We start from the raw sequence: 12,265 nt of genomic DNA on the forward strand, positions 1-12,265 counted from the left end.
TATGGATATGGATTCAATCGATCTAAAGTTGAGTTAAGGAGCGGCCTTCCTGGCACGTCGTTTTCTTAGGCGTATTCGATGGTGCTGACGATCTCGCCGATGGCGGCGATGGCACGGGATTTTTCGGCACGGCGGTCGGTCACCAGCACGTCGATGCGGTCGGCCGGGCACCAGGCCACGCGGCTGCGTACACCGATCTTCGCGTGATCGGCGGCGATCATGATCGAGCGGGCATTCGCGCACATGGCACGGGCGATTTCCGCTTCCTCCAGTTCGAAGCTGCTGGCGCCAGCGGCGGCGTCGATGCCGACCGGCGAGAGAATGGCCAGGTGCGCCTGGTAGCGGGCGATCTCGGCAATGGTGGCGGAGCCGTGCGTGCAGCCGATCCGCGCGTCGAAGCGACCGCCGAGCAGGCGTACTTCGTTGTCGGTACGGGCGGCGAATCGCGTCGCGACGTCCACGGAGTTGGTGACGATGGTGAGCCCGCTACGTGCGGACAAGGCCTCTGCGACCAGGGTCATGGTGCTGCCGGCGTCCATGAAGACGGTCTGGCCGCTTTCCACCAGTGACGAAACCTTGCGAGCGATGGCGCGTTTTTCGCGCACGCGGGTGGCATGGCGCACGTCGATCGGCGGCTCGTCGTCGGCCAGCACCGCGCCGCCGTGGACGCGACGGATCTCGCCACGCTCGGCCAGTTCGACGAGGTCGCGGCGGATCGTCTCGCGGGACACGCCCAGTTCGCTCACGATGCGTTCCACGGACACCTTGCCGCTGGCGCGAAGCAGGTCGCGGATGCGGGTGTGTCGTTCTTCATGCCACATGGCGGCGGTCCTTCAATACGTACAGGGCAAGGCGCATCGCGCCGAGTGCGAGCGCGCCGGCCAGCACGACACACATGGCGTATGCGGCGGCCTGCGCGAGGAATCCGTTCTCATCCAGGCGCATCACGCTCACGGAGGCGAGTCCGAGGTCGGGGGTGACGAGGAAGATCACGCCTGACAGGGTAACCATCGAGCGCATGAACAGGTAGAAGAAGCCGGCGATCGTGGCCGGTGCGGCGAAAGGCAGGATCGCATCGCGAAGCACATGCCGGGTGCGGCCGCCAAGACTGGATACCACGTCCTCCAGTGCGCCGGGCACCTGGCGCATGCCGGCCTGCATCGTGAGGAAGGCCTGGGCGTGGTAGTGGTAGAAACTGCATGCCGCGACGATCGCGGCGCTGCCATAAAGCCACGTGGACAACGGGCCATGGTTGAAGGCGAGCACGTAGCCCAGGCCGAGCACCATGCCGGGCACGGCGGCGGGCAGCGTGGCGAGGAATTGCAACGGACGTGCCCAGTGCGGCGGCAGCGAGCGCAGCCCGGCCGCCAGGGCGAAGACCAGCGCGATACCGCCGAGGGCTGCCGCGAACGACACGCCCAGGGATGTGGCGACGGGGCCATAGCCTTCCGGCATGTCGAGGTAATGCGCGATGGTGAGCGTCGGGTCGTAAGGCCACAGGCGAACGAGGCTCACGTAGGCCACCGTCGCCACCACGGCCAGCATGGGCAGCAAGGCGATGACGCTCGCGGCGCCCAGTGCGATGTCGCGTGCGGGCTGCTTCGCCGGCACCAGCGGTTGCCCGACCACGCCTTCACCGGCGTCCTGGCGGCGGCGCGCCATGCGTCCCAGCGCGACGGAAAGCAAGGCGGGCAGCAGCAGGAGCACGCCGAGCGTCGCGCCCATGCCGAAGTCCATCTGGCCCACGACTTCGCTGTAGATCTCCATGGCCAGTACACGGTAGTTGCCGCCCACCACGACCGCGCTGCCGAAATCGGTGAGCGTTTCGGTGAACACGAGAAAGGCGGCGGCCACCATCGCGAAGCGCAGGCGAGGTAGCGTGACGTCGAGGAACTGCCGGAACGCGCCTGCGCCGAGCGAGGCGGCGGCGTCGTAATGACGCGAAGGCGTGCGTTCAAGCGCCGCGGAGAGCACGATCACCACCTGCGGCAGGCTGTAAATCGTATTCGCGATCAACAGGCCCCAGAAACCGTAGATATCGGTCGGCAGGCCCGTCAGGCGGTGGATGAGGCCGTTGCGTCCCAGCAGGCAGACCAAGCCGAGACCGATCACCAGGGACGGTGCGAGCATGGGCAGCAGCAGGACACCACGGATTAGCGGCTTGCCTGGCAGGCGCGAGCGATGCAGCGCCATGGCGAGGCACAGGCCGAACGCCACGGTGACCAGCGTGGTGCCCAGTCCGATGGACAGGCTGTGCAGCGCGGCGCGCGGCAGTCCCGGGTCGTCGAACAGGCGCAGGTAGTTCGCCGCGGTGACATGTCCGTGCGCGTCGGTGACGCTACGCCAGAGCACGGTCGCGAGGGGGTGCAGGAAAAATAGGCAAAGCGCTGCGATCGGCAGGCCGACGAGCAGCCACGTACCGATGCGCGGCCGTGACAAAGGGCGTGCGATTGCCGCGACGTTCATGCGCAGACCCACGCGCCGCGCGTGGCGTCGATCGCGACGGTCTCGCCGCGCGAAAGCGTGCAGTGGCCCGGCAGCTCGGCGATCAGCCGCCGGCCACGCCAGGCCAATGCGGCCCGCGCATGGTTGCCCAGGAAGGTCACGTCTTCGATAGTGGCCTCGCCGCGCGGGTCGGCGTGAATGACGAGATCTTCGGGACGAAGACACAGTTCGAACGTGCCGTCGCCGCCGGGCGGTCGACGTTCCAGGAAACCGGGTAGCGCGTCGCGGACGAAGCTCGTCGGCAGCAGGTTGGCGCGACCGATGAAATCCGCGACGAAGCGCGAACGTGGACGCTCGTAAAGGTCGCGCGGCGTGCCGGCTTGCTCGATGCGGCCTTCGCGTAGGCAGATGATCGTGTCGGCCATCGACAGGGCTTCATTGCGATCGTGCGTGACCATGATCGTCGGAATACCCAGCGAGCGCTGCAATGCGCGGATATCGGTGCGCAGCTGGGAGCGCAGACCGGGATCCAGTGCCGATAGCGGCTCGTCAAGCAGGAGCAGTTCGGGCTCGGTGGCGAGGGCGCGGGCCAGCGCCACGCGCTGCTGCTGTCCGCCGGAGAGTTCGCCCGGATACTTCGTGCCCTGATCCGCGAGACCTACGAGATCGAGCAGTTCACCGACGCGGCGGGTAACCTCGGCGCCGCGACGACCCTTGAGGCGTAGCGGATAGGCCACGTTGGCGGCGGCGTCGCGATCGGGAAACAGGGAGTACGACTGGAACACCAGGCCCATGCGTCGTTCGCTGGCAGGCAGCGCGCCGATGTCGCGCCCATCGAGCCAGACGGTGCCCGTATCGGCCGGCGTCAGGCCGGCGACGATGCGCAGCAGGGTCGTCTTGCCGCAGCCGCTGGGGCCGAGCAGGCAGACGAAGTCGCTCGCACCGGCGGCGAAGGTCACGCCGTCGAGGACGGGCTGCCCGTTCCAGCGCTTGCCCAGTTTGTCGATACGAAGGTGCATGCTCGCGTTGTTCCCCTGGACCGGCGCGTCAGCGCGTCAGCCGTTTGTACCTGGCGATGAGCGAGGTCCGTTCGCGGGCCGCCGCGGCAAAATCGCGGACGGGCAGGGTAGCGACAAGATCGGCCGGCAGTCCCGCGCGACGCTGTTCGTCGGTGGGCAGGCTTCCCGGCGCGGCGACGATTTCCTTGTAGCCGCGGTACAGCGCGGCCGCTTGGGCGGACGCCGTCCAATCGAGGAAGCGTCGCGCATCGTCTGCATGGGTGCTTGCCTTCATCAGGCCGGAACCTTCCAGTTCGTAGCCGCGACCGTCCTCGGGCAACACCATGTCGATGGGATAGCCCTGGCGAATCGACTGCATCGCCGAGAAGGCGAACGAGATGCCGATGGGAAATTCGCCGATGCGTGCGAGCTTGCACGGAGCGGAGCCGGAGAGCGTCACCTGCCCGATGTTGCGCGACAGCGCCACCATGCGTCGTATGGCCGCGTCGTCGCTGCCGTTGGCCGTGAGCGACGAGAGCACCATGTAGCCCGTACCGGACGATGCCGGATCGGGCATGGCGATCTGTCCGCGATACACCGGATTGCCCAGGTCGCTCCAGCGCCGTGGCATTGGCAGGCCTCGTTCGGCGAGTGCCTGCCGATTCACGCAAAGCGCAGCGAGGTAACCGGTGGGCGCGAACCAGCGGGCATCGGGTGCGCGGAACGCGGCGGGCATGGCGTCGATGTCCTTGCCATGCACGGGCGTGAGCAACGCTGCGATGCGCGGCTCCTGCATGTCGGTGACCGCCATGCCCCAGACGACATCGTTACGTGGTTGCGCCGATTCCGCGATCAGTCGCGCGGCAAGATCGCCGCTGGAAAGACGCAGTACGTGGATGTCGATATCCGGGAGCGCCTTGCGTGCGGCATCGAGATAGGTGGCTATCTCGTCGCTCTCGAGCGCGGAATACACCGTGATCGATCCAGCGTGGGCGACACCCTGCGCCACGGCGAAGCCGAGGAGGAAGGTGACGATGTGGCGGTATGGACGCATGAAAGGATGTTCGTGCCGCGGATCGTTGAAACGTGGTGTTATCGTGCCACACCTTGTGTGGCGTTTTGGGTATATTTGCCAACGTGTGGCGTCACCGTCCACAGGAAAATTTTCGTTTTTGTCATCAACCCGCAACGTGCATTCGCTAGTCCGCGCACGTGCTTTTCGCGAGGAGTGTCGCTTGAAGGAGCCGTTGTCCGCCGCGAGGCGGAAGGAATTCGAAGACTTCGCCGCCGCCATCGCCGATGGTGCCAGAACCTTGTCTCTGCCGCGTTTCCGTCGGCCGGTGAATGTCAGTCTCAAGGGCGACGCGAGTCCGGTGACCGAAGTGGATCGTGGCGTCGAGGCCATGCTGCGCGAACGCATCGAGGCCGCATGGCCGATGCATGGCGTGCTGGGCGAGGAATACGGCGCTGAGCATACGGATGCCGAATACGTCTGGTCGATCGATCCCATCGACGGCACGCGCAGCTTTATCTCGGGCTGGCCGCTGTGGGGCACCTTGATCGCCTTGCTGCGGCACGGGCGCCCGGTGCTGGGTGTGCTCGACATGCCGGCATTGAACGAGCGCTGGATCGGCCATGTCGGGGTGGGTACCACGATGAACGAGGAGTCCTGCCGTACCAGCGATTGCACGTCGCTCGACCGGGCCACGCTGTACACCACCACGCCGGACATGTTCACGCCCGACGAGTGGGCCCGCTTCGATCGCACCAGCAAGGCGGCCTATGCGCGCCGGTTCGGTGGCGATTGCTATGGCTACGGCATGCTGGCCTCGGGTCACATCGATGCCGTGATCGAGTCCAACCTGATGCCTTACGACTACTTGGCCATCGCGCCGGTGGTGGAAGCCGCCGGCGGTGTCATGACCGACTGGGAAGGTCGTCCGCTCGACCTGCACAGTGGCAGCCGCGTGGTGGCCGCCGCCACGGCGGACCTGCATGCCGCCCTGATCCATTCGCTCGCCTCGGACTGATACCTCATGTTCTCGCCCGATCGTCGTCGTTTCCTGCAGGCCACCGGTGCCACCGTCGCTGCCTCGCTCATCGCGCAGGGCTTTCCCGCGTCCATCGCCCGCGCGCTCGCCACCGCTCCCGATCGTCGCACCGGCACCATCGCGGATGTGGGCCACGTGGTGATCCTGATGCAGGAGAACCGCTCGTTCGACCACTACTTCGGTAGCCTGCGCGGCGTGCGCGGCTTCGGCGATCCACGCGTGCTGGAATTGTCCAACGGCGATCCGGTGTGGAAGCAGCCCGTCGCCACCACGCATACGAAGTACTGGAAATCGCGGGGCGTCGGCGACGACAAGGGCTGGGTCTATCCCTTCCACCTGGACACCCACGCCAGCGGTGATCATCACGAAGGCACCGATCACGGCTGGAGCACGGGTCACGGCTCGTGGAACCTCGGCCGCAACGACCGCTGGATCGAGCAGAAGCAGGACGTGCTCACCATGGCCTACCTGCGCCGCGAGGACGCCGCGTTCCATTACGCGCTGGCCGACGCCTTCACCATTTGCGACGCGTACCACGCCTCCGCCCTGGCGGACACGGCGATCAATCGCATCTTCCTGTGGAGCGGTACGGCCGATCCCTCGGGGCGCCTGGGCACGAAGGACAACGGCCCCGGTACCGAGGAGCGCGCCCACGTCAACGGCTACACCTGGACCACGTATCCCGAGCGCCTGGAGAAGGCGGGTGTGACGTGGCGGGTTTACCAGGGCGGCACGGGCGACCCGGGCTCGCCGACCGACAACTACACGGACAATTCGCTGGAGTTCTTCGCCGCCTACCAGGTCAAGGAAGGCGCGGATCCGCAAGGCAGCCTGGTTCGCAACGGCGTCTCGAACCACACACTGCGCGATCTTCGTGACGACGTGCTCCACGACCGCCTGCCGCAGGTCAGCTGGATCGTCGCGCCGTACGACTACTCGGAACATCCGAAGGCATCGCCGGCGGACGGCGCCTTCTATATCCGCCGGGTGCTCGACGCGCTGACCTCAAACGCCAAGGTCTGGAGCCGCACCGTCCTGTTCCTCAATTACGACGAGAACGATGGCTTCTTCGATCACGTCGTGCCCCCGGCGCCCCCGTTGGCGGACGGGCAGGGTGGCAAGCTCTCGGCGGATATCGCGAGCGGCCTGCGTGACGAGATCATGGATCTCGACGCTCATCCGCGTATCAGTGGGCCGTTGGTGGCCGGCAGCGACCCCCTGGGGCGCCAGCCAATCGGCCTGGGCAACCGTGTGCCCATGATCGTGGTTTCCCCGTGGACGCGCGGTGGCTGGGTCTGCTCGGAGACCTTCGACCACACCTCCGTGCTGCGTTTCCTCGAAAAACGCTTCGACGTCGAAGAGCCAAACATCGGCGCATGGCGCCGTGCGGTTTGCGGCGACCTCACCAGTTGCTTCGATTTCGCTGGCACGACCGACGCTTCCATGCCCACGCTCGGCGTACCACACGGGTCGGACGGCAAGGCGCCCATCGTGGTGCCCTCGTCACAGGCCATGCCGACGCAGGAGCCGGGTACGCGCCCGGCCCGTGCGCTGGCCTATCGCTGGCATCTGGAGCATCGGCTTGACGCATCGGACAGCCGGATTGCCTTCGTCAACGAAGGGCCGCTCGGTGTCGCCTTCCTCGTCTACGACGGCCTCGATCGCGACGCTCCGCCTCGCCGCTATACGGTAAGCGCGAATGGGCGACTCGACGACGCCTGGTCGCTGGCACCTCGCGGCGACGCCTACGACAGGCGTATCCATGGCCCCAATGGCTATCTCTGTGCGCTGCGCGGTTTCGCGAGCGACCGCATCGAGGCGACAGTGCGCGGCATGCCGGGCAAGCGCCAGGTCCAGGTGACGCTGACGAACGCCGGTGTGTCGCGAGCAAGCTGCCGTGTCGCCAATGCCTACGATACGGCGGACCCGCAGCACGTCGCGCTCGCGCCTGGGGCGGAAGAAACCCTGTTGCTCGATCTTTCGGGCAGTGCGGGCTGGTACGACATTTCGGTCACCACGCCGGAGATCCCGCGCTATCTGCGCCGGTTCGCCGGGCATCACGAGGATGGCCGTCCCGCGACGAGCGATCCGGAGCCGCGCATCCTGTCCGAACGCTGATGGCCCGGGCGCCGGCGCAGGCCGGCGCCCCTTTCGGGGGTCCGATGATGGCGATGGACGGCTATACTCACCCGTCAGCCCCATCGAAAGCCCCGACGTGACCAGCGAACTGTCCTCCATCATCGATTTCATCCGCTACGGCGCCAGCCGTTTCTCGGCCGCCGGCCTGACCTTCGGGCACAGCCACGACAATCCGATCGACGAGGCCACTCACTTGGTGCTGGCGGCACTGCATCTGCCGCCCGACCTGCCGCCGGCCTACGGCGCGGGCAAGCTGGTGGGCGAGGAAAAGGAGAAAATCCTGGCCCTCATCGAGAAGCGCATCGTCGAGCGCGTGCCGGTGGCCTACCTTGTGGGCGAGACTTGGTTCGCCGGCCTCAAGTTCAAGAGCGACCGCCGCGCCCTCGTGCCGCGCTCGCCCATCGCCGAGCTGATCGAGGGCGGCTTCACCCCGTGGCTCGACGACCGCCACGTCGAGCGCGCGCTCGACCTGTGCACCGGCTCCGGCTGCATCGGCATCGCCATGGCCGAGTACAACCCCGACTGGCAGGTCGATATCGTCGATGTCAGCGACGATGCCCTGTCGCTGGCCAATGAGAACATCGTCTACCAGCACGTCGAAGGCCGCGTACGGGCTGTGAAATCCGACCTGTTCGCGGGCGTGAAGGGCGAGGTCTACGACCTCATCGTGTCCAACCCGCCTTACGTCACCAATGACGAATACGCGGCCATGCCGGCCGAATACAGCCATGAACCGGTCCTCGGATTGACATCCGGCGATGATGGACTGGACATCACCCTGCGCATCCTCGACGAGGCCGCCGACCATCTCTCCGAAGATGGCCTGCTGATCGTCGAGGTGGGTGACAGCGAACACGCGCTGGGCCGTCTTCTGCCCCGCGTGCCGTTCGTCTGGCTCGAATTCAAGGTGGGCCCGATGGGCATCTTCGCCCTCGAACGCCGCGACCTCATCGCTCATGCCGCCGATATCTCGGCAGCACGGGCCGCAAGAAACTGATACCCAGCGGAAGTACCGTGTCCTCCAATACGTTCGGCAAGCTCCTCTCCGTCACCACCTTCGGCGAAAGCCACGGCCCGGCGATCGGGTGCGTGGTCGACGGTTGCCCTCCCGGCCTCCCCCTGGAGGCCGACGAATTCCGCACCGACCTCGAGCGCCGCGCCACCGGGCGCTCCCGGCATACGTCGCAGCGCCGTGAGACCGACGACATCGAGATCCTCTCGGGTGTCTACGACGGCGTGACCACCGGTACGCCCATCGCGCTGCTGATCCGCAACACCGATGCCCGTTCCAAGGACTACGGCAACATCCTCGACACGTTCCGCCCCGGCCATGCCGACTACACCTATTGGCAGAAGTACGGCATCCGCGATCCGCGCGGGGGCGGGCGTTCGTCCGCGCGCGAAACCACCATGCGCGTGGCGGCGGGCGTCATCGCCAAGAAGTGGCTGAAGCAGCGCTATGGCGTCGAGGTGCGGGCCCATGTCAGTCAGATCGGCGACCTCGTGCCGCGTGGCTTCGACACCGCGGCCATCGAGACGAGCCCGTTCTTCTGGCCCTGGGCGGAGCAGATTCCCGAGCTGGAGTCCTACATGGATGCCCTGCGCAAGTCCGGCGATTCGGTCGGTGCGCGGGTGACCGTGGTGGCCGACAACGTCCCCGCTGGCTGGGGTGAGCCGATCTACGGCAAGCTCGACGGCGAGATCGCCGCCGCGATGATGTCGATCAACGCCGTGAAGGGCGTGGAGATCGGCGACGGCTTTGGCGCCGTCGCGCAGCGCGGCACCGCGCATCGCGACGAGATCACGGCGGACGGTTTTCTCTCCAACCATGCGGGCGGCATCCTCGGCGGCATCGCCACGGGTCAGCCAGTAGTGGTGTCCATGGCCTTCAAGCCCACCTCCAGCATCCTGGTGCCGGGTCGCAGTGTCGACCGGGCAGGGCAGCCGACCGAGGTGGTCACCAAGGGGCGCCACGACCCCTGCGTGGGCATCCGCGCCGTGCCCATCGCCGAGGCCATGCTGGCCCTCGTGCTGATGGACCAGGCCTTGCGCCACCGTGCGCAGTGTGGCGATGTGGGCGATGTGCCGCCGCGCATCCCGGGCACCGTCGACGGAGCGAATCGATGAGCAAGCCAAAAATCTGGGTTTCCCGGCCGTTCTTCCCGGATATCGTCGACCGTCTCCGTGAGCACTTCGAGGTGCGCGCCGAGGCGGAAGATCGTCCCTTTAGCGGCGCCGAACTGGCGGAGCGCCTGGCCGATGCCGACGCCGCCATCGTGGGTCTTGTCGACCGCATCGATGCTGACGTACTGAAGACCGCGCCGAAGCTGCGCTTCGTCGCCAATCTGGGCGTGGGCTACAACAACCTCGACCTCGACGCCCTCACGGCGGCGAAGGTCGGCGCCTCCAACACGCCCGACGTGCTCAACGAGACCGTGGCCGACTACGCCTGGGCCCTGATGCTCGCCGCCGCCCGCCGGGTGAGCGAGGCCGAACGCTGGCTGCGCGACGGCCAGTGGAAGGGCTCGCGCTTCGAGGGCTGGCTGGGCGCCGATATCCACGGCAAGGCCATCGCCATCCTCGGCATGGGGCGCATCGGCCAGGCGATTGCCCGCCGGGCCTCCGGTTTCCGGTCGAAGGTGATCTACCACAACCGCTCGCGACTCGACGCGGCCATCGAGCGGGAGTGCGGCGCGTCCTACGTGGACAAGGCGACGCTGCTCGCCGAAGCCGATCACCTGATCCTGGTGCTGCCGTTCACCCCGGCCAATCGCCATACCATCGGCGAGGCGGAGCTGAAGGCCATGAAGCCGACGGCCACGCTCACCAATATCGCCCGCGGCGGCATCGTCGACGACGCCGCGCTGGCTCGTGCGCTGGCCGACGGCACGATCGCCTCGGCCGCCCTCGACGTGTTCGAAGGCGAGCCGCAGGTCCATCCGGACCTGCTGAAACTCGGAAATATCGTCCTCAGTCCGCATATCGCAAGCGCAAGTCGCGACACACGTCGCGATATGGCTTCGCTGGCTGTGGACAATGTGCTGGCGGCGTTCGGGCATGGTCCTCACGCCGGTCGGCCACCCACGATTCTCAACCCGGGTGCGCTGGCCGACGCCAGCTGACCCTCTACCCACGCCAACAAGAGCGAAAATGAGCAAGAAGACGAGTTACAAGGTGGCCATGGTGGGCGCGACCGGCGCAGTCGGCGAAACCCTCCTCTCGATCCTCGCCGAGCGGGATTTCCCGATCAGCGAACTGATTCCCCTGGCGAGCGAGCGCTCGGCGGGCGGCACGGTTGAGTTCGGCGGAAAACCTTGTGTCGTCAAAGACCTGGCCAAATTCGACTTCGCGGACGTGGACATCGCCTTCTTCTCAGCCGGTGGCTCGGTCAGCCGCGAACACGCGCCGCGCGCGGCGGCGGCGGGCGCGGTGGTCATCGACAACACGTCCGAGTACCGCTACCAGGACGACATCCCGCTGGTGGTGTCCGAGGTGAACCCGCACGCCATCGCCGATTACACGGTGCGCGGCATCATCGCCAACCCCAACTGCTCCACGATGCAGATGCTGGTGGCGCTGGCCCCGATCCATCGTGAGGTGGGCATCGAGCGGATCAACGTCGCCACGTACCAGTCGGTGTCGGGCGCAGGCCGTAGCGGCCTGGAGGAACTGGGCAAGCAGACGGCCCAGATGCTCAACTTCCAGGACGTCGAATCCTCGAAATTCCCGAAGCAGATCGCCTTCAACGTGATCCCGCACATCGACGAGTTCCAGGCCAACGGCTACACCAAGGAAGAAATGAAGATGGTCTGGGAGACCCGGAAGATCCTGGAGGACGCGTCCATCCAGGTGAATCCGACGGCGGTCCGCGTGCCGGTGTTCTACGGCCACGCCGAGGCGGTGCATATCGAGACCCGTGACAAGATCAGCGCCGAGCGCGCCCGCGAGCTGCTGGAGCAGGCCGAGGGCGTGGTGGTGGTCGACGATCGCAAGCCGGGTGGCTACCCGACCCCGGTCACCGATGCCGCCGGCAAGGATCCCGTGTTCGTGGGCCGCATCCGCGAGGACATCTCCCACGACAAGGGCCTCGATCTCTGGGTGGTTTCGGACAACATCCGCAAGGGCGCGGCGCTCAACGCCGTGCAGATCGCCGAAATCCTGATCCGGGATTACCTGTAATGACACCTCGCGCCACCTTTGCCGGTTTCTTCCTGCTCGCCCTCGTCCCCGTGGCGGGTGCGAAGCAGGCGGCGCCGGCCAAGGCGGCGCACGCCGAAGCGCCGGCCGCCACCCACGCGAAGCTCGACGCTTCCCGTGGCCAGGCGACCGCCGAAGGGGCCCGGGTGGAAAAACTGAAAGCGCGCGTCGACGCGCTGGAGGCCGACTCCCATGCGGCCAGCAAGCAGTTGGACGAGCGCGACCGGAAGATCGCCGAACTCCAGCGCGAGCTGAACGCAGGAGGGCATCCATGAAGGTCCCCGCGCCATCCCGGCCGGGCATGTCAGGGGGCGTGTACGGGCCTCGCGAACGACTTAACATTGTCGCGTAACTGCCCGTGGCCGCTATTGTTAGTTGTTGCTGGGGTGCGTACAGTGGCGCCTTCGCGGTGACCCGCCCGAAGAAGGCGAGCCG

The 12,265-nt window shown here is 66.8% G+C and carries 11 protein-coding genes; 7 read left to right on the forward strand and 4 right to left on the reverse strand.

Annotated elements, in window-relative coordinates; all coding sequences use genetic code 11:
• Window positions 1–65 precede the first annotated feature (65 nt).
• The 4 genes from GAK28_RS12555 to GAK28_RS12570 are packed head-to-tail and all read right to left on the reverse strand — an operon-like array spanning window position 66 to window position 4,497.
• Window positions 66–821, reverse strand: a complete 756-nt coding sequence (locus GAK28_RS12555; RefSeq protein ID WP_291779394.1) for a DeoR/GlpR family DNA-binding transcription regulator — start codon at window positions 819–821, stop codon at window positions 66–68.
• Window positions 811–2,466, reverse strand: a complete 1,656-nt coding sequence (locus GAK28_RS12560) for an ABC transporter permease subunit (protein WP_291779396.1) — start codon at window positions 2,464–2,466, stop codon at window positions 811–813. The genes GAK28_RS12555 and GAK28_RS12560 overlap by 11 nt, the downstream gene beginning before the upstream one ends.
• Window positions 2,463–3,464, reverse strand: a complete 1,002-nt coding sequence (locus tag GAK28_RS12565) for an ATP-binding cassette domain-containing protein (protein ID WP_291779397.1) — start codon at window positions 3,462–3,464, stop codon at window positions 2,463–2,465. The genes GAK28_RS12560 and GAK28_RS12565 overlap by 4 nt, the downstream gene beginning before the upstream one ends.
• 28 nt (window positions 3,465–3,492) lie before the next feature.
• Window positions 3,493–4,497: an ABC transporter substrate-binding protein gene (locus GAK28_RS12570; protein WP_291779400.1), complete on the reverse strand. Its 1,005-nt coding sequence runs from the start codon at window positions 4,495–4,497 to the stop codon at window positions 3,493–3,495.
• A 181-nt stretch (window positions 4,498–4,678) separates the two neighbouring features.
• Here GAK28_RS12570 and hisN point away from each other — a divergent pair, with 181 nt between their 5' ends.
• The 7 genes from hisN to GAK28_RS12605 all read left to right on the forward strand — a co-directional run bounded on the left by hisN (window position 4,679) and on the right by GAK28_RS12605 (window position 12,105).
• A complete protein-coding gene (gene hisN, locus GAK28_RS12575) occupies window positions 4,679–5,473 on the forward strand; it encodes a histidinol-phosphatase (protein WP_291779402.1) in 795 nt (264 codons plus the stop codon).
• A 6-nt stretch (window positions 5,474–5,479) separates the two neighbouring features.
• Entirely contained in the window at window positions 5,480–7,612 is a 2,133-nt protein-coding gene (locus tag GAK28_RS12580; protein WP_291779405.1) for a phospholipase C, phosphocholine-specific, read from the forward strand.
• Window positions 7,613–7,709: 97 nt separating this feature from the next.
• A complete protein-coding gene (prmB, locus tag GAK28_RS12585; RefSeq protein ID WP_291779408.1) occupies window positions 7,710–8,630 on the forward strand; it encodes a 50S ribosomal protein L3 N(5)-glutamine methyltransferase in 921 nt (306 codons plus the stop codon).
• Between the two features lie 17 nt (window positions 8,631–8,647).
• Window positions 8,648–9,760, forward strand: coding sequence for a chorismate synthase (gene aroC / locus GAK28_RS12590; protein ID WP_291779411.1), 1,113 nt, complete (start codon window positions 8,648–8,650; stop codon window positions 9,758–9,760).
• Window positions 9,757–10,755: a D-glycerate dehydrogenase gene (locus tag GAK28_RS12595; RefSeq protein ID WP_291779414.1), complete on the forward strand. Its 999-nt coding sequence runs from the start codon at window positions 9,757–9,759 to the stop codon at window positions 10,753–10,755. Before aroC ends, GAK28_RS12595 begins: the two co-directional genes overlap by 4 nt.
• A gap of 28 nt (window positions 10,756–10,783) precedes the next feature.
• Window positions 10,784–11,812: an aspartate-semialdehyde dehydrogenase gene (locus tag GAK28_RS12600; protein WP_291779417.1), complete on the forward strand. Its 1,029-nt coding sequence runs from the start codon at window positions 10,784–10,786 to the stop codon at window positions 11,810–11,812.
• Window positions 11,812–12,105 (forward strand): hypothetical protein, encoded by a 294-nt coding sequence (locus tag GAK28_RS12605; protein ID WP_291779420.1) that lies wholly within the window; start codon window positions 11,812–11,814, stop codon window positions 12,103–12,105. Before GAK28_RS12600 ends, GAK28_RS12605 begins: the two co-directional genes overlap by 1 nt.
• The last annotated feature ends 160 nt before the right edge of the window (window positions 12,106–12,265 follow it).

It is taken from the genome of Luteibacter sp. (assembly GCF_009912395.1).
GTDB lineage: Bacteria > Pseudomonadota > Gammaproteobacteria > Xanthomonadales > Rhodanobacteraceae > Luteibacter.